We start from the raw sequence: 17,109 nt of genomic DNA, 5'->3' as shown, positions 1-17,109 counted from the left end.
CTACCCCTCCGCCGGCACGTGCGCGAGGCCGAGCGCCGGGTTGCCGTAGACCGTCTGCACCTCGGAGATCACGACGCGGTACTCGCCGAGCCATTCGCCGTTGCGCCCCTTGGCGATGCGGTGGGCGTCCATGCCGACGAGCTCGCGCAGCGCCTCCATGCTCGACCAGTAGTACACCTCGGCGTGCAGCCCGGTCGCCTCGTTGTGCCACTCCTCCTCGCCGAGGAAGCCCGGAATGCGCCGGGCCCGCTCGGCGATCTCGTCGTTGAGGCGATGGAACGCGTCATCCAGTTCGCCGATCTCGAAGATGAACGTCGAACTGCAGGCGGGTGTCGTGCTCATACTCGTTCCTCCAGGGGTGCGGGATCGGGGTCGTCGGTCGGTCGGTTGCGGATGCCTCCGCGCTGCGCTCCCGCCCCGGCGAGCACGACGAGCACGATGCCCGCGACCTGCGCCAACGACGGGATCTGGTGCAGCACGACGAGTCCGAGCACGACGCCGAAGGCGGGCTCGAGCGCCATGAGCGTGCCGAACGCGGTGTGCGTCATGCGGCGCAGGGCCAGCATCTCGAGCCCGAACGGGATGACGGGCGAGAGCAGCGCGAGGCCGGCGGCGACGAGCAGCACCCACCACTCGAAGTGGCCGGCCACCTGCGGTACGCCGACGAAGGCCGTCACCACCGCGGCGATCGGGATCGTGATCGAGAGGCCGCTCACGCCCGAGAAGCGGTCGCCGACCTTCTGCGTGAGCAGGATGTAGACGCCCCAGCCGGTGCCTGCGAGGGCGGCGAAACCGACCCCGACGAGGTCGACCTGCCCGTGCCAGGGCTCGGTGAGCAGGATGACGCCGGCGAGCGCGAGCACGGGCCAGACGAGCATGCGGCGGCTGTGGCTGCGGATCGCCGCGACGGTGAGCGGCCCGAGGAACTCGATGGCCACGGCCGTGCCGAGCGGAATGCGGTCGACCGCCGACAGGAACGCGACCATCATGACGCCGGTCGCGACGCCGAGGCCGACGAGGGGCAGCACGTCGACGCGGCGGACGCGGCGCAGCGGCGGCCGCGCGATGACGATGAAGAAGAGCGCGCCGAACGCGAGCCGCAGCCACGCGGTGCCGGCTGCGCCGAGCTGCTCGATGAGCGGCACCGAGAGCGCGTTCGTCGCCTGGATCATGAGCATCGCGGCGACCGCCATCGTCCACGGCGGCACCCGCTCGCTCGCGCGGCTCACGATCCCGCCTCGCGATGGGTCGTGCCGACGCCGGGTTCGAACACCGCGAGCGAGAATCGCGCGGGCCGGTCGGCGGGGTTGGCGTAGGCGTGGTCGACGTCGCCGGGGAAGGTCAGCGCGTCGCCGACGGCGAGCGCGTGGGTCGCGTCGCCCACCTCGATGACGAGTTCGCCGTCGAGCACCTGCAGGAGTTCGCGCGTGCCGGTCGAGTGCGCTTCGCTCGCGTGCCGTTCGCCGGGTTCGAGCGTCCAGTCCCAGAGCTCGACGACGTCGGGGGTCTCGGTGCCCGCGACGAGCACGCCGCGGCCGCCGCGTTCACCGCTCCAGAGCGCGGCGCCCGCGCCGTGGCGGGTCACCTTGACGAGGTCGGAGGCCGCGGCCCGCGGCTCGACGAGGGCGGGCAGTCCGATGCCCAGGGCGTCGCTGAGTCGCAGCAGCGTGCCGACGCTCGGGTTCACGGCACCCTGCTCGACGTTGACGATCATGCGCCGGCTGACGCCGGCCTCGGCTGCGAGTCGGTCGAGGGTCCACTCGCGCGCCTGTCGCTCGTCGCGCACCCGGCGCCCGATCGCGAGCGCGAGCGTCTCCGTCTCCGCATCCATGAGTGCATGATAGTGCACTGATGGCGGCGTGGCGCCCCCGCGACCGACGACCCGAACGCCGGCGCAGTTCAGTCGAACGGCGCCGCGCGCGCCTCGAGCCAGGCGATCGCCTCGTCGCGCCCGACCGCGCCGGCCGCCACCGCGCGCACGAAACGGTCGATCGCCCGGGGCTCCGGCTCGACGAGGTCGAACCCGTTGAGTTCGTAGAAGACGGCAGTCACGAGCCACGAGAGACGCTTGTTGCCGTCGAACAGCGGATGGTTGCGACTCAGCCCGATGAGCAGCACCGCGGCCTTCTCATGCAGGCCGGGATGCACCTCTTCGCCGAAGACCGGCATCGGTGCGGCGAGCGCCGACAGCAGCAACCCGCGATCGCGCACGTGGAAGCCGCGCGATGCGAGCCACTCCTCGACGTCGGCCGGCTCGACGTACTCGGTCACTGCGACAGCAGGTCGAGCGCGTCGGCGTCGCGTGCCTCGATGCGGGCGAATGCGGCGCGGGTGCGCTCGGCCTTCGCCGCGCGCTCGGCGCGATCGCGGATCGCGGCGAGCACGACGTCGTTCTTCGAGCGGTGCTCGCGTGCGGCGAGCTCGGTGAGCAGTCGGTCGTCCTCTTCGGAGAGGCGCAGCGTGAGGGCCATGAGATCACCTCCGGTGATACCACGATGATACCAGTCGGGGGATGCCGCGATTCTGCCGATCCGGAATGGATTCGCCGCGACATCCGTTAGTATTAGTTGTGCTTACAACCAATGGGGCGCCCGAAGGCGCCGGACTCCTCGCGGCCGACACCGGCATGGGTGCGGTGACGCTGCGCGTCGCCGACCTCGACGGCATGATCCGCTACTACCGCGACGGCGTCACCCTCGAGCTGCTCAGCCACGACGGCCCCGTCGCCGTGCTCGGCCGCGGCGCGACGCCGATCGTGATGCTGCAGCACGCGCCCGAGCTGAAGCACGCGTCGCCGCGCGACGCCGGGCTCTTCCACACCGCGATCCTCTTCGACGCGCGTGAAGCGCTCGCGACGGCGATCGCCTCGGTCGCGACCCGCTACCCCGGCACCTTCACCGGCAGCGCCGACCACCTCGTGAGCGAGGCCTTCTACTTCACCGACCCCGAGGGCAACGGCGTCGAGCTGTACTTCGACCGCGACCGCTCGACCTGGAGCTGGGTGCACGGCACCGTCGAGATGGCGACCATCTACCTCGACCCGAACGGCTACCTGCGCGACCACCTCGGCGAGACCGGCACGGCCGCCGTCGCCTCGGGCGACCGGCTGGGCGACGCCGTCGTCGGCCACGTGCACCTCTCGGTCGGCGACGTCGCGAGCGCACGCGAGTTCTACGTCGACCGGCTGGGCTTCGAGACGACCGCCGAGATGGGCGACCAGGCGCTCTTCGTGTCGGCCGGCGGGTACCACCACCACATGGCGATGAACACGTGGAACAGTCGCGGCGCCGGCCGCCGCGGGCTCGCCCTCGGCCTCGGCAAGGTCGAGATCGTCGTGCCCACCTCCGACGACCTCGGCGAACTCGGCGAGCGCATGGCCCACTACCGGGTCGGCACGCGCGACGACGGCCGGACGCTCGCGTTCGACGACCCGTGGGCCAACCTCGTCGAGGTGCGCGCGGCGGGATGATCGGGTCCCGCGGATAGGCTGACCCGATGACCTACCCGCTCCGATCGATCCGCCGATACCCCGTCAAGGCGATGGGCGGCGAGGCCCTCACCCAGGTGGCGCTCGACGCGCGCGGACTCGTCGGCGATCGCGGTTTCGCCGTCGTCGACGTCGACGGCAAGTTCGCGTCGGGCAAGAACACGCGACGCTTCCGCCGGCGCGACGCGGTCTTCGAGTACGCGGCTTCGACGACGGCGGACGGCTCGGTGCAGGTGCAGCGGGGCGACCACGGCCTGTGGCTCGTCGGCGAGGAGGAGCTCGACGCCGACCTGTCCGAGCGCATGGGCGCGAGCGTCCGAGCGCTGCCCGAGCGCGACATCCCCATGCAGGACGGCGGGCAGATCTCGATCGTCGGCACCGCCTCGCTCGCGTGGTGCGCCGAGCGCTTCGGCATCGACTCCGACCCGCGACGGCTGCGCGTCAACCTCGTCGTGGAGACCGACGAGCCGTTCGTCGAGGAGGGCTGGCTCGGGCGGGAGATCACCGTCGGCGACGCCCGGCTGCGGGTCGTCGAGCGCATCGAGCGGTGCCGAACCGTGGATGTCGCGCAGGACGGCACGACGGCGGAGGGGCGACTGCTGAAGCCGCTCACGAAGGAGCGCGAGATGTCGCTCGCGGTGTACGCCGACGTGGTGGCGCCCGCGGTGATCCGCGTGGGTGACGGGGTCGGGCTCGCGGGCTGAGGCCGACGAGGCCGAGGTCGCTCGGGGTCGGGTTCAGGCCGCTCGGGGCGTGGTCTCGATACGCGCCCTCCTTCGGGCGCTCCTCGACCGACGGTGGGCCGGCCGGGCGCTACTCGACCGACGGACGCGGCTTCGGGCCCTTCGCGTGGGACATGTCGTGGAAGGCGTCGAACGCCTGGCCCGGCACGGGCATCGGGGTCGTGCCCGGTCGCGCCCGCAGCCCGTCGAGGATGATCGTGAGCTGACGCCGCCAGAACGGCAGGTACTCGCCGCCGTACTGGCCGAGCGAGCCGAGCATGTCGACGAGGATGCTGAGGTCGACGGCCGTGACATCGGCGCGCAGGGCGCCCTCGGCCTGGGCGCGCTCGATCATGCCGTTGACGAGCGGCTCGAACTCGATGCCCGGGCGATGCGACGGGTCGAGCTCGGCGACCCGTCGCATGACGGCGGGCAGGAACGGCGAGTCCGCGACCCAGGCGCCGAGGCGCTCGACATAGAGCTCGACCGATCGCCAGCCGGTCTCGGCACCGAGGATCTCGGGGGCGAGGTCGTGCAGCTCCGCGACGGCGTTGTCGTAGAGCTCGCGGACGAGTGCGTCGCGATTGGGGAAGTGTCGGTAGACGGTGCCCGCCCCGACTCCCGCGCGCGTCGCGAGCTCGTCGAGCGGCGCGTCGATGCCCCGCTCGGCGAAGAGCCGCCGTGCTTCGGCGAGCAGACGTTCGTGATTGCGCCGTGCGTCCCGGCGCGACGAAGCCGAGGAGGTCATCGCTTCACTGTACGCGGTTCTTCACGTATGATTCGGAGAGCCGTCTCCGTTTACCCGAAGAACGAGACGACCGACCTTCACGGGGGAGTGGAGGACGACCGCGCGGCGGGCGAGCCGGGAGATTACGGCGAGCGCCCGTCGCGTCGGTTCGGGGTCGGAGCGGTGGTCTCGATACGCTCCTTCGTCGCTCCTCGACCGACCTGGTGGCGGCTCAGCGCTACTCGACCGACCGTCGCGCTTAGGCTTGACGGGTGAGTACTGAGTCAGCCAGCGCGGGCGAAGGCGTGAGCGACGGCGTCGCGGCGAACACCCGAACCATCGAGGCGACGGTCGTCACCGACTTCAGCGACCGCATGAGCTACGGCGGCTACCTCGACCTGCCGACGCTGCTCAGCGCGCAGCGCCCGATCTCGCGTCCCGAGCACCACGACGAGCTGCTGTTCATCATCCAGCACCAGACCACCGAGCTGTGGCTGAAGCTCGTGCTGCACGAGCTCGAGACCGCGCGCGACCTGCTGCGCGCCGACGAGCTCGGCCGGGCGCTCAAGTGCATCGCCCGCGTCAAGCACATCCAGAAGACCCTCACCGAGCAGTGGTCGGTGCTCGCGACGCTCACCCCGACCGAGTACGCGCAGTTCCGCGGCGTGCTCGGCAACGCGAGCGGGTTCCAGTCGTACCAGTACCGCGCGGTCGAGTTCGTGCTCGGCAACAAGAACGCGAAGATGCTGCAGATCTTCGAGTCGGATGCCTCGGCCACCGCCCTGCTGCGCCATGCGCTCGAGTCGCCGAGCCTGTACGACGAGTTCCTCCGCCTGCTCGCCCGGGCCGGCTACCCGATCCCGACCGAGGTGCTCGAGCGCGACGTGACCCTCGCCTGGACCTTCACCCCCGAGCTCGTCCCCGTGTTCGCGCAGATCTACGGCGACACCGACGAGCACTGGTCGGCCTACGAGACCTGCGAGGAGCTCGTCGACCTTGAGGACAACTTCCAGCTCTGGCGGTTCCGTCACCTCAAGACCGTCGAGCGCATCATCGGCTCGAAGACCGGCACGGGCGGTTCGAGCGGCGCCCCGTTCCTCAAGCGCGCGCTCGAGCTCACGTTCTTCCCCGAGCTCTACGCGGTGCGAACCGAGATCCCGGGTTGATCATGGGCGACGTGCACGAACCGCTCGGGCGGGCCGCCCGGCGCTCGCTCAACGGGGCGCACGCGGGAGAGGTCGGCGTCGTGCTGCCGCCGTTCATCGACCACCACGTGCACGTCGAGCTCGTCGACCCCGACCCGATCGTCGCCCTCGGCATCGCGGCTGTCGTGGACCTCGGCGCGAGTCCCTCGGTCGTCGCAGCGCGCGCCGCGCGCGACGGGCTGCCGGCCGTGGCGTTCGCCGGCGCCTTCCTGACCGCCGTCGGCGGGTACCCCTCCGATCGGCCGTGGCGGCCCGAGGGCAGCGTGCGAGAGCTCGCCGCGGTCGCGGGCGGCGACGGCGACCGCCGCGACCACACGGCACTGCCCGACTCGATCGAGGCCGCCGTCGACGAGCAGCACGCGTTCGGGGCATCCGTGGTCAAGGTCGTGCTCAACGCCGATGCGGGCCCGGTGTTCGACCGAGCCACGCTCGAAGCGGTCGTGACCGCCGCGCACGCGCGGAGCCTGCCGGTCGCCGTGCACGCCGAGGGCGCCGGAACTGCGAGCCTCGCGATCGAGGCGGGCGTCGACGCCCTCGTGCACACGCCGTGGACCGAGCGGCTCGACGACGAGCTCATCGCGCGCGCCGCCGCCCGGCAGGCGTGGATCTCGACGCTCGCCATCCACGCGCGCGACTTCGGCGACTCCCCCGAACTCGCCTGCGCGATCGACAACCTGGCCCGCTTCCATGCGGCCGGAGGCCGAGTGCTCTACGGCACCGATCTCGGCAACGGCGAGCTGCCCGTGGGGGTGAACGCCGTCGAGCTCGCACTGCTCGAGCGGGCCGGGCTCGAGGCATCCGATCTCGTGCAGGCGCTCGCCGACCCCTGGCCGCGCGCCGAACGCGGCGACTGGGGCCTCGGCGGCATCGCGACGTTCGTCGCGGGCGCCGATCCGGCCGTGCCCGGCACCTCCCCCACCCCCCTGCCCGACCGGCTCGCGACCGCGCGCGTCGTGCCCGCCGACGACCTGGAGTTGTTGTGACCCTCGACCCGAACCTCGCCTTCGCCCGCCGCATGGACCGCGCCGACGGGCTCGCCCACTACCGCAAGCGATTCGTCGGAGCCGACACGGACCTCGTCTACTTCGACGGCAACTCGCTCGGCCGTCCGCCCGTGTCGGCGGTCGAGCGGGTCGAGCGGTTCCTCCGCGAGGACTGGGGCGGACGCCTCATCCGCGGATGGGACGAGGCGTGGCTGCAGCTGCCGACCGAGATCGGCGACCGCATCGGCCGCGCCGTCATCGAAGCGAAGGCCGGCCAGACCGTCATCGGCGACTCGACGACGGTGCTGCTCTACAAGCTCGCGCGCGCCGCCGTCGACGCGCAGCTCGCTCGCGACCCCCACCGGCGCGAGATCGTGATCGACACCGACAACTTCCCGACCGACCGCTACATCGTCGACGGCATCGCCCGCGAGCGTGGCATGCGACTGCGCTGGATCGACGTCGACACGTCGTCGGGCGTCACCCCCGAGCAGCTCGCCGAGGCCGTCGGGCCTGAGACGGCGCTCGTCGTCGTGTCGCACGTCGCGTACCGCTCGGCCTATCTCGCCGACGCCCCCGAACTCACCCGCATCGCGCACGACGCGGGTGCGCTCATCCTCTGGGACCTCTGCCACTCGGCCGGATCGGTGCCCGTGAAGGCCGATGCGTGGGGCTTCGACCTCGCCGTCGGGTGCACGTACAAGTACCTCAACGGGGGGCCCGGCTCGCCCGCGTTCGCCTACGTGCGCGACGACCTGCAGGGCGTGCTCGAGCAGCCGATCCAGGGTTGGTGGGGCAACACCGACATGTTCATGATGGGGCCGTCGTACGAGCCCGTGCCCGACATCCGACGCTTCACGAGCGGCACCGCCCCGATCGTGGGAATGCTCGCCATGGAGGAGACCCTCGCGATGATCGAAGAGGCGGGGATGCCTGCGCTGCGCGCGAAGTCGATCGCGCTCACCGAGTTCGCGATCGCCCTCGCCGACGAGTGGCTCGCGCCGCTCGGCGTGACGCTCGCCTCCCCCGCCGACGCCGAGGAGCGCGGCGGCCACGTCACGCTGCACCACGATGCGATGCGCGAGGTCACGGCGCGGCTGTGGCAGCGCGACGTCATTCCCGACTACCGCGACCCGGGCGGCCTGCGCATCGGCCTCTCGCCGCTGTCGACGAGCTTCGAGGAGGTGCACCGCGGGCTCGACCTCACGCGCGAGGTGCTCCGCGAGGTGCTCACCGAGCGAGCGGGGCTGGCGTAGCGGCCGGCTCGCCGATGTCGAGCGCCGACAGCCGGTGACCGTTCTCCCGCGTGTGCTCCGACACTGAGTCGCATGGCGACGCAGCGTCGGAGTCGCGTTCGCCCGCCCTTCAAGGCCGCGCTGGGCTCACTCGGTGCGAGCGGCCTCCGGCGAGGCATCCGCGTCGACGGGCCCGGCGGTCGCCCCGGCCGGGGCGCTGCCGCTCGCCCCCCACGCGACCGTGACCTTCGGCTTCGCGAAGAAGAGCACGACGATCGCGCCGGCTGCGAAGCCGAGGATCGGCAGGAGCATCGACTGCGACATCGCCGCGGTGAAGCCGTCGAGGACCTGCGGCGGCATGCCGCCCGCCCCACCGCCGGCCTGCTCGGCCGCGTTCGTGTCGAACCCGGGCAGCTCGGCCGTCAGTCGCGCGTTCATGAGGGCCGCGATCGCGGCCGAGCCGAGCACCGAGCCGACCTGACGGGTCATGTTGTAGACGCCCGATCCGGCGCCGGCCTGCGACTGCGGCAGGTTGCGCGTCGCCGACGAGGCGAGCGGTGCCCAGACGCCCGAGAGCCCGAGGCCGAGCAGCCCCGAGGGGATGAGCAGCACCCAGAGCTCGGTGTCGGGCTCGAGCAGCGTCGCCGTCCACGCGAGCGCGGCCGCGGTGATCGCGAAGCCGGCGACGGCGATCCACTTGGGGTCGACACGGTCGACGAGCCTGCCGACGACCGGCGCCATCGCACCCGTGACGACCGCCATCGGGATGAGCATGAGCGCCGCCTGCGTCGGGGTCAGCCCGCGCGCCACCTGGTAGTAGAACGCGAGGGGCAGCGGCATCGACACGATCGCGAGGCCCACGAAGGTGATCGCGACGTTCGAGAGCGAGAAGTTGCGGTCGCGGAAGAGCCCGAGCGGCAGCAGCGGCTCGGCCCGGTTGAACGCCTGCCAGACGACGAACCCGGCGAGCACCACGACGCCCGTGATGATGACGCCCCACACCGTGATCGGCCCGGTGATCGTGCCCCAGTCGTACGTCTCGCCCTCCTGGATGCCGAAGACGACGAGGAACATGCCGACGGCGCTCAGCACGACGCCGAGCCAGTCGAAGCGGTGCGAATGCGTCTCGAGGTTCGGCACGAGCCGCCAGGCCGCGATGAACGCGACGATGCCGACGGGCACGTTGACGAAGAAGATCCACTCCCAGCCGAGGGAGTCGACGAGCACGCCGCCGAGGATCGGCCCGACGAGCGTCGCGACGCCCGCGACGGCACCCCAGAGGCCCATGGCCTTGCCGCGCTGGTCGGGCGGGAAGATGCGGGTGATCACGGCCATCGTCTGCGGGGTCATGAGTGCCGCGCCGAGGCCCTGCACCGCGCGGGCGACGATCAGCGTCGTGATGTCGCCCGACAGTCCGCACCACAGCGAGGCGAACGTGAACACGACGAGGCCGATCATGTAGACGCGCTTCGGCCCGAAGCGGTCGCCGAGGCGCCCGGTGATGAGCAGCGGCACCGCGTACGCGAGCAGGTAGGCGCTCGTCACCCAGATGACGGCAGTGAGGTCGGTGTCGAGGTCCTCGAGGATCGCCGGGTTCGCGATCGACACGATCGTCGAGTCGACGAGGATCATGAAGAACCCGATGACGAGCGCCCACAGCGCTGGCCAGGGCTTGAGGGTGCGTTCCATGCGTGGAACCTTCCGGTCGGTGGGGCGGTCGCCCCCGGTCAATGGGCGGATGATCTCGAGACGCGCTTCGCGCCACTCGATCCGGCGGCCTCGGGCCAGGCGAGCTCGCCCGACTCGAGATCGCCGATGGTCTGTTCGAGCCACGTCGCCTCGGCGACGAGGAGCGTTCGGGTGTAGTGCACGTTGAGGATGTACGCGGTCGGCAGCCCGCGGGCTTCGATCCTCGCGAGCGAGGCGTCGATGAAGCCGAGCAGCTCGCGGATCGACGCGAGCCTGACGCCGAGCAGCTCGGCGACCTCGGCCGCGGGCAGGTGGTGCGCCTCGCCGATCGCGACGGGGAACTCGGGGTACTCGTTGACGTGGCGGCCGAGCATCTCGGCGATCGTGGCACGCAGCCGCTCGCGCCCCTCGTCGGTGATCGCGTAGACCGTGCGCTCGGGGCGGTTGCCCTGGCGCTCGACCGCAACCTCGGCGATCAGGCCGTCGGCGGCGAAGCGCTCGACGGCCCGGTAGAGCGATCCGGGCGAGACCTTGACGACCTTGTCCTCGGATCGTTCGAGCATGAGCTGGTACATCTCGTAGGCGTGCATGTCGCGTTCGGCGAGCAGCGCCAGCACCGTGACGCCGAGCGGCGAGAGCGTGGTCATTCCGGTCCCCTCCGAGGCATCCGCTCACAACTATTCCGCACGGAATAATACGTCCGGAACAATCGATGCGCAACCGACCGGCGGCCCTCCCGCCTCCGCGTTACCAAGGTGCGGCCACCACGGCAACCCCCTCGCCCGAATCGGGCCGCTCGGGGTTCGCGAGCGTACGATTGCCGATCATCTCGTGAAGGGAGCCCCCCATGTCCGGCACCGAGAGAGACCTCGACGAGACCGTCGCCGCCGCCCGTCACGCGGCCGAACGCGCCGCCGACCGCGCAGGCGACGTGACCGAAGACCTGGTCGACGAAGCGGGCGACCGGCTCGACGACCTGGGCGACCGCGTCGAGAACGTCGCCGACGCCGTCGGCGACGTGATGAGCGACGTGCGCCGCAGCGCGACCGAAGCCGTCGAGACGATCGGCACCCAGGCGAGCGTCGTCGCCGGGGAGGCGCGGGAGGTGCTCGACGACGGCGTCGCGTACGTCAAGGCACGGTACCGCGAGCACCCCGCAGCGGTCATCGCGGTCGGAGCGGCCGTGGTCGTCGGCGTCTGCCTGGTCGTCAAGGCGCTCACGCGGCGCTGAGCACCGAACGACGGATGCCTCGTCCGGCTGCCTCCGGCCGAGGCATCCCCGATCGACTCGGTCGGGGAGCGCGAGGCGCGCCCCGCCGTCACATCGCGGCGGCGGGCGCGGGCGCTCGGCGTCGGTCGCCGATCACGATCGCGAGGACGACCGCGAGCGCGAGCCCGAACTCGAACACGGCCGAGAGCCACAGCTCGGGGGCCGAGATCACGAGCGAGACGCCGAGCACGACGTGCATCGCGCAGATCGTCAGGATGATCGCGCGGCCCGCCACCTCGTTCGCCCGGTGCACGAGCACGAGCGCCGCGACGATCGCCGCGCCCATGAGCATGTTGTAGACGCCCACGTTGCGGGTCCACAGCGCCACGGCGTCGTACTCGTCGGGGTCGATGAGGAAGATCGGGTACAGCTCTGGGCTGCGAAAGAAGAACGACTCGAGCACGCCGACGGTGACGAGCGTCAGCGCCTCGAGGGCGGCGAGCACCTGCGCGACGGGATTCATGCGATGGATTCTCGTCGCCCGCCGCAGCCGCCGCATCGGGGCCTGCCCCGCCCTGCGGGGTGCGGACAGCCCGACCACGGGAGGCGGTCGACCGCAGGTTAGAATCGAGGCATCCACACCCTCGACACCGGACGGAGAACCGCGGTGCCCACCATCGTCGTCGACGTGATGCCCAAGGCCGAACTGCTCGATCCTCAGGGGAAGGCCGTCGCCGGCGCCCTCGCCCGCACCGGTCACACCGGGTTCAGCGGCGTGCGCATCGGCAAGCGCTTCGAACTCACCGTCGACGGTCCGGTCGACGACGCGCTGCGCGCGAACGTGCAGCAGATCGCGGAGGAGATCCTCTCCAACCAGGTCATCGAGGACGTCGTGGGCATCCACTACGAGGTCACCAACGCCGAGCTCGCCGAAGAGGCGGCCGAGGCCGGTGCGGTCGCGGGCGACGGCTTCGGCGCCCCCGCAGGCGAGACCCACTGAGCGGCGGGGTTCGCATGCGTATCGGCGTCATCACCTTCCCCGGCTCGCTCGACGACCGCGACGCGCAGCGCGCGGTGCGACTCGCGGGCGGCGAGCCCGTCGCGCTCTGGCACGGCTCGCACGACCTCGAGGGCGTCGACGCGCTCATCCTGCCCGGCGGATTCAGCTACGGCGACTACCTGCGCTGCGGCGCGATCGCCTCGCTCTCGCCGATCATGACCGAGGTCGTCGCCGCGGCGAACGCGGGCATGCCCGTGCTCGGCATCTGCAACGGCTTCCAGATGCTGACCGAGGCGGGCCTGCTCGAGGGCGGGCTCATCCGCAACGACCACGGCTCGTTCATCTGCCGCGACCAGGTGCTCACCGTCGAGAACGCGTCGACCGCGTGGACCGCCGAGTTCGACGCCGGCCAGCAGATCACCATCCCGCTGAAGAACGGCGAAGGCGGCTTCATCGCGTCCGACGAGACGCTCGACCGGCTCGAGGGCGAGGGCCGCGTGGTCTTCCGCTACGTCGACGTGAACCCGAACGGGTCGCTGCGCGACATCGCGGGCATCACGAACGCGCGCGGCAACGTCGTCGGCCTGATGCCGCACCCCGAGCACGCCGTCGAGCCGGGCTTCGGCCCCGACACCGCTGCGGCGATGCGCTCGGGCGTCGACGGGCTCGGCTTCTTCACGAGCGTCGTCAAGCGGGCGCTCGTCGAGGCGTAGGCCCGCGCCGCCTCGCCTCGCCTCGCCTCCCGTCCGCGCAGCGTGCCACGTCTCCCCCCTCGCCGAGTCGCCAAAAAGTGCTGCTCAGCGTGCATCGAACCGCACTTTTCGGCGAGTCGTCCGGCCTCAGGGCGCACGAGCGCGCGCCGCTCCGGGTTCCCGCTCGCCCGGTGCGACGAGTCGCCGGAAGGTGCGGCTGAGCGATTCGCGAAGGGCACTCCTCGGCGACTCGACCCCTGAGACCGGAGGCGGTGACTCGCCCTGTGGATGACGGGCGACGTCCGTGGTCCAGGTGCGTCAGAGTGTCGGAATGCCTCGCGTGCCGCTCCCCGACGAGCTGGGTCGTCGCGCGTTCACGACGGCGGAAGGCGTTCGCTCGGGGCTCGGCACCGGACGCCTTCGCGGGCCCGACCTGCTGCGACCCTTCCACGGAGTCCGGACGGTCGCCGAGGCATCCGATACGGTGGCTCGCTGCCGCACCTACCTGCCCCGGCTGAGGCCAGGTCAGTTCTTCAGCCACGACACGGCCGCTCGGCTCTGGGGCGTCCCGCTGCCGACGCGGTTCGACCCGACCGCGCCGCTGCACGTCTCCACGTTCGCTCCGCGGCGACCCCCGCGTACGCGCGGCGTGATCGGCCACGAGCTCGGGCCCGACCGCGCGACGATCGTCGTCCGCGGTGGCCTTCCCGTGACCGACGCGGCCTCGACCTGGCTGCAGCTCGCCGGGGTCCTCGCACTCGACGACCTCGTCGCCGCCGGCGATCACCTCGTGCTCGACCCGGCCGTCCTCGATCCACTCGATCTGCGCCCGTTCCTGTCGCTCGACGAACTGGTCGAAGCCGCGCGAGAGTTCCGCGGGCGCGGGAGCCGCCTCGCGACCGAAGCCGCACCGCTCGTGAGAGTCGGCGCCGAGTCGCGGCCCGAGACACTGGTGCGACTCCTGCTCGCACGTTCCGGACTGCCCGAACCGGTCGTGAACCATGTCGTCACGGCCGTCGACGGCCGCTTCATCGCCCGTGTGGACCTCGCGTACCCCGACCTGCGTATCGCCATCGAGTACGACGGCGACCAGCATCGCACCAGCACCCAGCAGTACGAGCACGACATCGCTCGGTTCGACCGACTGCACGAGGCGCTCGTGGTGCGCGTCCGATCGCACGGGCTGTTCCGCGACCCGGCCGATACGGTCGCGCGGGTCGCGCGTGCACTCGCCGCACGCTCGCGCTGAACTCGACCGATCCGACGCCACGCCCAGACACGCGAGTCGCCAGGAAGTGCGGCCGAACGCGCTGCAAGCAGCATTTTCCGGCGACTCGCCTCCCCAAAGCGGGCCGGGCGCACCCACCCGCGCTCGAGTCGCCTGAGCGCGCGCGAGCGAAGGGTGCGGCACACTGGGCGGATGCCGCAGCCGACGCCGCCCGAACTCCATGCCCGCCTCGCCGAGATCTTCGCGGCGCGCGACCGGGCCCACATGCAGCCCACGATCGACGCGTTCCTCGCCGTCCTCGTGGAGCATCCCGATGAACCCGAGGTGCTCTACGAGGTGGGCGGCGCCTACGACACGGCCGGCGAAGAGCAGACCGCGGCCGGCTACTACGAGCAGGCGATGGCCGCCGGGCTCGACGGCGACGCGCTGCGCCGCTGCCTGCTGCAGTACGGCAGCACGCTGCGAAACCTCGGCCGGCTCGACGAGTCACTCGCAGTGCTCGAGCGGGCACGCGACGCGTTCCCCGAGTCCGACTCGCTGAAGGTGTGGCACGCGACGAGCCTGCACGCGGCCGGCCGGCACGACGCCGCCTTCGCGATCATGCTCGAGCTCGTCGCCGACCGCGTGCGCACCGATGAGCTCCTGCGCTACGAGGCCTCCCTCCGCGGCAACGCGGCCTACCTCGCCGAGCGCGACGAGCAGCACTGAGCGGGCCGACGGGCCGCCCGACGCCGGGACGGCTGACGACGGCGGCGGCGGCCGGCCCCGGGTTCGGGACCGGCCGCCGCCGGATCGCACGTCGAGCACGCAGTACCTCAGAACGACGCGGGGATGACTCCGGTGTCGGTCTGGTACGCGGTCACCGGCGCGTGCGGGATCTCGTCCCATCGGGCCGGGTCCTCCTGCTGCACCTCGCCGGTCGCCATGCCCGTCAGCAGCTCCCGCAGCGCGAGCACGTTCTGCTGGATCGACTTGCCGCGCGCCTTCTGGCCGAGGCTGCCGTCGGAGGTGTTGCCGCTCGTCTCGAAGAAGATCGCCGGGTTGCTGTGCCCCTCGGGGTTCAGCCCGTCGTGGTTCAGCCCGAGCATCATCGCCGAGACCACGCCGCCCTTGATGTCGATCTCGACACCGCGTCCGACGTCGTAGCGGTCGATGTTGATGTACCCGTACTTCGAGAGCTCGTCGAAGACGTGCACCTGCATCTGACGGGTGAGCACGTCGTAGGCGCCGCCCTGGATGCCGGGCAGCGTGGGCCCGCCGGGTGCGAGCGAGACGCCGAGCGACAGGGTGACCTCGTCGCCGTCGCCGCGCTCGGTCTTGAGTCCCTGGTGGTGGACGTCGACGGCGAAGGCCGGGTCGACCATCGTCCAGTACTCGTAATAGGCCTCCGACTCGGCGGCCTCGAACTTGCCGACGCCCCAGTCGCGGTTGAGGTCGATCCGCTTGTTCGTGCCGTCCTGCAGCACCGTGTGGCGGATGTTCAGCTCCGATCCGTCGGGGTTGTACATCGGGATGACGTGGAACGTGTACGCGTCGCGCAGCAGTTCCCACTGGGGCGAGCCGTTGGTGCCGAGCTCCTTGAGCACCGCGAGCAGCGACTCGGTGCCGTAGGGCTCGTTGCCGTGGATGCGGCCCTGCAGCCACACGTTCTCGGGGCCGTCGCCGACGGTCGCGACGTAGAGGGCGCGCCCCGTCTCGGAGGTGTTCACCGCGGTGCCGGCCTCGGCCAGGGTGAAGGCGTCGAGCCCGAAGCGCGAGGTGGCCTCGAGCTTCTCGAGCTCGGCGACGAGGTCGGCGTAGTCGACGATGCTCGAGATGTTGGTGTTGCCCTCGGGCGACGGGAAGTTCGCGTCGGCGAGGGCGGGTGCGCCGGCCGTGAGCGGGGCGGCGAGTGCGAGGGCGGCTGCTGCGGCGAGCGCGACCCCCCTCGGGCGACGGTGCTGAGTCTTCGGGTCGTTGGTCATGTGCTTCTCCTCGTCGAGATGGCATGGCGCGAATGCGACACGGATCCGAGGATGGATCCGTCACGACCGTCCCCCCAGACGTATGGGCAGCCTACGGAGGGGACGTGGCACGGCTCAAGAGCCGGGCGTCCAGATTGTTCAACGATTCCGGCCCGTTCGTCCCCCGCGCTCAGCGGTACTCGGGGTTCTCGTCGTACGGGTCGACCTCGAACCCGTAGTGGTCGCCCCCGTCCCACTCCGAGCGCAGGTTGCCGCCGACCGGGAACCCGCCGGCGTCCTTCAGCAGCCGCGCGAGGTGCAGCAGGTTGTAGGTCATGAACGTGGTGTTGCGGTTCGTGAAGTCGTTCTCGGGGCCGCCCGACCCGGGGTCGAGGTAGCTCGGGCCGGGCCCGGCCTCGCCGATCCAGCCCGCGTCGGCGCCCGGCGGGATCGCGTAGCCCACGTGCTGCAGGCTGTAGAGGATGTCCATCGCGCAGTGCTTGATGCCGTCTTCGTTGCCGGTGATGACCGCCCCGCCGACCTTGCCGTAGTACACGTACTGGCCGCGATCGTTGAAGAGCCCGCTCATCGAGTAGATGCGCTCGATGAACTTCTTCGTGATCGACGAGTTGTCGCCGAGCCAGATCGGCCCGCCCACCACGAGGATGTCGGCGGCGTCGACGAGCGGCCAGACCTCGTCGGGCCACGCGTCGGTCGCCCAGCCGTGCTCGCGCATGTCGGGGTAGACCCCGGTCGCGACATCCAGGTCGACGAATCGCAGGGCGTCGACGCGCACGCCGTGCTCGCGCATGAGCGCGATGCTCGCGTCCATGAGCCCCTGGGTGTTGCTCACCTCGGGACTTCGCTTGAGCGTGCAGTTCACGAAGAGGGCTCGCAGGTCGCTGAAATCCGGCAGCTCGGCCATGCGCGAGATGGTACTCGGGCGCGGCGGGTGCCGACAGGGGGCGGATGCCTCGTGGCGACGCCG

21 protein-coding genes are annotated in these 17,109 nt (G+C 71.3%); 10 read left to right on the top strand and 11 right to left on the bottom strand.

Annotated features, from left to right (window positions below; translation table 11 throughout):
- The 5 genes from PX701_RS01005 to PX701_RS00985 all read right to left on the bottom strand — a co-directional run bounded on the left by PX701_RS01005 (position 1) and on the right by PX701_RS00985 (position 2,471).
- On the bottom strand, positions 1-342 hold the full coding sequence (locus tag PX701_RS01005; RefSeq protein ID WP_275505217.1) for an antibiotic biosynthesis monooxygenase family protein: 342 nt from the start codon (positions 340-342) through the stop codon (positions 1-3).
- On the bottom strand, positions 339-1,193 hold the full coding sequence (locus PX701_RS01000) for an EamA family transporter (protein WP_275505568.1): 855 nt from the start codon (positions 1,191-1,193) through the stop codon (positions 339-341). The genes PX701_RS01005 and PX701_RS01000 overlap by 4 nt, the downstream gene beginning before the upstream one ends.
- A 32-nt stretch (positions 1,194-1,225) precedes the next feature.
- Entirely contained in the window at positions 1,226-1,831 is a 606-nt protein-coding gene (locus PX701_RS00995; RefSeq protein ID WP_275505216.1) for a helix-turn-helix domain-containing protein, read from the bottom strand.
- A 68-nt stretch (positions 1,832-1,899) separates the two neighbouring features.
- Positions 1,900-2,271 carry a type II toxin-antitoxin system death-on-curing family toxin gene (locus PX701_RS00990; protein WP_231429697.1) on the bottom strand — a complete coding sequence of 124 codons (372 nt, stop codon included), beginning with the start codon at positions 2,269-2,271 and terminating at the stop codon, positions 1,900-1,902.
- On the bottom strand, positions 2,268-2,471 hold the full coding sequence (locus PX701_RS00985) for a ribbon-helix-helix protein, CopG family (protein ID WP_231429696.1): 204 nt from the start codon (positions 2,469-2,471) through the stop codon (positions 2,268-2,270). Before PX701_RS00985 ends, PX701_RS00990 begins: the two co-directional genes overlap by 4 nt.
- 155 nt (positions 2,472-2,626) lie before the next feature.
- On the opposite strand from PX701_RS00985, the gene PX701_RS00980 reads away from it, so the two are divergent.
- Positions 2,627-3,469: a VOC family protein gene (locus tag PX701_RS00980; protein ID WP_275505567.1), complete on the top strand. Its 843-nt coding sequence runs from the start codon at positions 2,627-2,629 to the stop codon at positions 3,467-3,469.
- A 26-nt stretch (positions 3,470-3,495) separates the two neighbouring features.
- On the top strand, positions 3,496-4,191 hold the full coding sequence (locus PX701_RS00975; RefSeq protein ID WP_231429695.1) for an MOSC domain-containing protein: 696 nt from the start codon (positions 3,496-3,498) through the stop codon (positions 4,189-4,191).
- A gap of 109 nt (positions 4,192-4,300) precedes the next feature.
- On the opposite strand, the gene PX701_RS00970 is transcribed toward PX701_RS00975, so the two are convergent.
- Positions 4,301-4,957, bottom strand: a complete 657-nt coding sequence (locus PX701_RS00970; protein ID WP_231429694.1) for a TetR/AcrR family transcriptional regulator — start codon at positions 4,955-4,957, stop codon at positions 4,301-4,303.
- A gap of 251 nt (positions 4,958-5,208) precedes the next feature.
- On the opposite strand from PX701_RS00970, the gene kynA reads away from it, so the two are divergent.
- The 3 genes from kynA to PX701_RS00955 are packed head-to-tail and all read left to right on the top strand — an operon-like array spanning position 5,209 to position 8,380.
- Positions 5,209-6,102 carry a tryptophan 2,3-dioxygenase gene (gene kynA / locus PX701_RS00965; RefSeq protein ID WP_374201082.1) on the top strand — a complete coding sequence of 298 codons (894 nt, stop codon included), beginning with the start codon at positions 5,209-5,211 and terminating at the stop codon, positions 6,100-6,102.
- Positions 6,103-6,113: 11 nt separating this feature from the next.
- Positions 6,114-7,124, top strand: a complete 1,011-nt coding sequence (locus PX701_RS00960; protein WP_275505215.1) for an amidohydrolase family protein — start codon at positions 6,114-6,116, stop codon at positions 7,122-7,124.
- A gap of 32 nt (positions 7,125-7,156) precedes the next feature.
- Positions 7,157-8,380 carry a kynureninase gene (locus tag PX701_RS00955; RefSeq protein WP_275505565.1) on the top strand — a complete coding sequence of 408 codons (1,224 nt, stop codon included), beginning with the start codon at positions 7,157-7,159 and terminating at the stop codon, positions 8,378-8,380.
- A 126-nt stretch (positions 8,381-8,506) separates the two neighbouring features.
- On the opposite strand, the gene PX701_RS00950 is transcribed toward PX701_RS00955, so the two are convergent.
- Together PX701_RS00950 and PX701_RS00945 are read right to left on the bottom strand one after the other, a co-directional pair.
- Positions 8,507-10,048, bottom strand: coding sequence for a DHA2 family efflux MFS transporter permease subunit (locus tag PX701_RS00950; RefSeq protein WP_275505214.1), 1,542 nt, complete (start codon positions 10,046-10,048; stop codon positions 8,507-8,509).
- Positions 10,049-10,086: 38 nt separating this feature from the next.
- Positions 10,087-10,695 (bottom strand): PadR family transcriptional regulator, encoded by a 609-nt coding sequence (locus PX701_RS00945; protein ID WP_275505213.1) that lies wholly within the window; start codon positions 10,693-10,695, stop codon positions 10,087-10,089.
- A 200-nt stretch (positions 10,696-10,895) separates the two neighbouring features.
- Here PX701_RS00945 and PX701_RS00940 point away from each other — a divergent pair, with 200 nt between their 5' ends.
- Complete coding sequence (locus tag PX701_RS00940; RefSeq protein ID WP_231429689.1) at positions 10,896-11,279, top strand: hypothetical protein; 384 nt, start codon at positions 10,896-10,898, stop codon at positions 11,277-11,279.
- A gap of 88 nt (positions 11,280-11,367) precedes the next feature.
- On the opposite strand, the gene PX701_RS00935 is transcribed toward PX701_RS00940, so the two are convergent.
- Positions 11,368-11,781, bottom strand: a complete 414-nt coding sequence (locus PX701_RS00935; protein WP_231429688.1) for a DUF1304 family protein — start codon at positions 11,779-11,781, stop codon at positions 11,368-11,370.
- Between the two features lie 144 nt (positions 11,782-11,925).
- Here PX701_RS00935 and purS point away from each other — a divergent pair, with 144 nt between their 5' ends.
- The 4 genes from purS (at position 11,926) to PX701_RS00915 (ending at position 14,886) form a co-directional block, all read left to right on the top strand.
- A complete protein-coding gene (gene purS / locus PX701_RS00930) occupies positions 11,926-12,258 on the top strand; it encodes a phosphoribosylformylglycinamidine synthase subunit PurS (protein ID WP_231429687.1) in 333 nt (110 codons plus the stop codon).
- A gap of 14 nt (positions 12,259-12,272) precedes the next feature.
- A complete protein-coding gene (gene purQ, locus PX701_RS00925; RefSeq protein ID WP_231429686.1) occupies positions 12,273-12,971 on the top strand; it encodes a phosphoribosylformylglycinamidine synthase subunit PurQ in 699 nt (232 codons plus the stop codon).
- Between the two features lie 310 nt (positions 12,972-13,281).
- Positions 13,282-14,199 (top strand): hypothetical protein, encoded by a 918-nt coding sequence (locus tag PX701_RS00920; protein WP_275505212.1) that lies wholly within the window; start codon positions 13,282-13,284, stop codon positions 14,197-14,199.
- A gap of 171 nt (positions 14,200-14,370) precedes the next feature.
- Complete coding sequence (locus PX701_RS00915; protein WP_275505211.1) at positions 14,371-14,886, top strand: tetratricopeptide repeat protein; 516 nt, start codon at positions 14,371-14,373, stop codon at positions 14,884-14,886.
- Positions 14,887-14,993: 107 nt separating this feature from the next.
- On the opposite strand, the gene PX701_RS00910 is transcribed toward PX701_RS00915, so the two are convergent.
- Both PX701_RS00910 and PX701_RS00905 read right to left on the bottom strand, forming a co-directional pair.
- Entirely contained in the window at positions 14,994-16,142 is a 1,149-nt protein-coding gene (locus PX701_RS00910; protein WP_275505210.1) for a M14 family zinc carboxypeptidase, read from the bottom strand.
- Positions 16,143-16,311: 169 nt separating this feature from the next.
- Entirely contained in the window at positions 16,312-17,046 is a 735-nt protein-coding gene (locus PX701_RS00905; RefSeq protein WP_231429682.1) for a flavodoxin family protein, read from the bottom strand.
- Positions 17,047-17,109 lie beyond the last annotated feature (63 nt).

The organism is Agromyces chromiiresistens, from assembly GCF_029167465.1.
Classification (GTDB): Bacteria; Actinomycetota; Actinomycetes; order Actinomycetales; family Microbacteriaceae; genus Agromyces; species Agromyces chromiiresistens.
The sequence above is the reverse complement of the archived record's forward strand: the minus strand, read 5'-3'. Positions and strand labels throughout refer to the sequence as shown.

Coding starts and splice junctions, on each gene's coding strand:
- PX701_RS01005 (WP_275505217.1), bottom strand. CDS start 342: ATGAGCACGACACCCGCCTGCAGTTCGACGTTCATCTTCGAGATCGGC.
- PX701_RS01000 (WP_275505568.1), bottom strand. CDS start 1,193: ATGGCGGTCGCCGCGATGCTCATGATCCAGGCGACGAACGCGCTCTCG.
- PX701_RS00995 (WP_275505216.1), bottom strand. CDS start 1,831: ATGGATGCGGAGACGGAGACGCTCGCGCTCGCGATCGGGCGCCGGGTG.
- PX701_RS00985 (WP_231429696.1), bottom strand. CDS start 2,471: ATGGCCCTCACGCTGCGCCTCTCCGAAGAGGACGACCGACTGCTCACC.
- PX701_RS00980 (WP_275505567.1), top strand. CDS start 2,627: ATGGGTGCGGTGACGCTGCGCGTCGCCGACCTCGACGGCATGATCCGC.
- PX701_RS00975 (WP_231429695.1), top strand. CDS start 3,496: ATGACCTACCCGCTCCGATCGATCCGCCGATACCCCGTCAAGGCGATG.
- PX701_RS00970 (WP_231429694.1), bottom strand. CDS start 4,957: ATGACCTCCTCGGCTTCGTCGCGCCGGGACGCACGGCGCAATCACGAA.
- PX701_RS00955 (WP_275505565.1), top strand. CDS start 7,157: ATGGACCGCGCCGACGGGCTCGCCCACTACCGCAAGCGATTCGTCGGA.
- PX701_RS00950 (WP_275505214.1), bottom strand. CDS start 10,048: ATGGAACGCACCCTCAAGCCCTGGCCAGCGCTGTGGGCGCTCGTCATC.
- PX701_RS00945 (WP_275505213.1), bottom strand. CDS start 10,695: ATGACCACGCTCTCGCCGCTCGGCGTCACGGTGCTGGCGCTGCTCGCC.
- PX701_RS00940 (WP_231429689.1), top strand. CDS start 10,896: ATGTCCGGCACCGAGAGAGACCTCGACGAGACCGTCGCCGCCGCCCGT.
- PX701_RS00935 (WP_231429688.1), bottom strand. CDS start 11,781: ATGAATCCCGTCGCGCAGGTGCTCGCCGCCCTCGAGGCGCTGACGCTC.
- purQ (WP_231429686.1), top strand. CDS start 12,273: ATGCGTATCGGCGTCATCACCTTCCCCGGCTCGCTCGACGACCGCGAC.
- PX701_RS00920 (WP_275505212.1), top strand. CDS start 13,282: ATGCCTCGCGTGCCGCTCCCCGACGAGCTGGGTCGTCGCGCGTTCACG.
- PX701_RS00915 (WP_275505211.1), top strand. CDS start 14,371: ATGCCGCAGCCGACGCCGCCCGAACTCCATGCCCGCCTCGCCGAGATC.
- PX701_RS00910 (WP_275505210.1), bottom strand. CDS start 16,142: ATGACCAACGACCCGAAGACTCAGCACCGTCGCCCGAGGGGGGTCGCG.
- PX701_RS00905 (WP_231429682.1), bottom strand. CDS start 17,046: ATGGCCGAGCTGCCGGATTTCAGCGACCTGCGAGCCCTCTTCGTGAAC.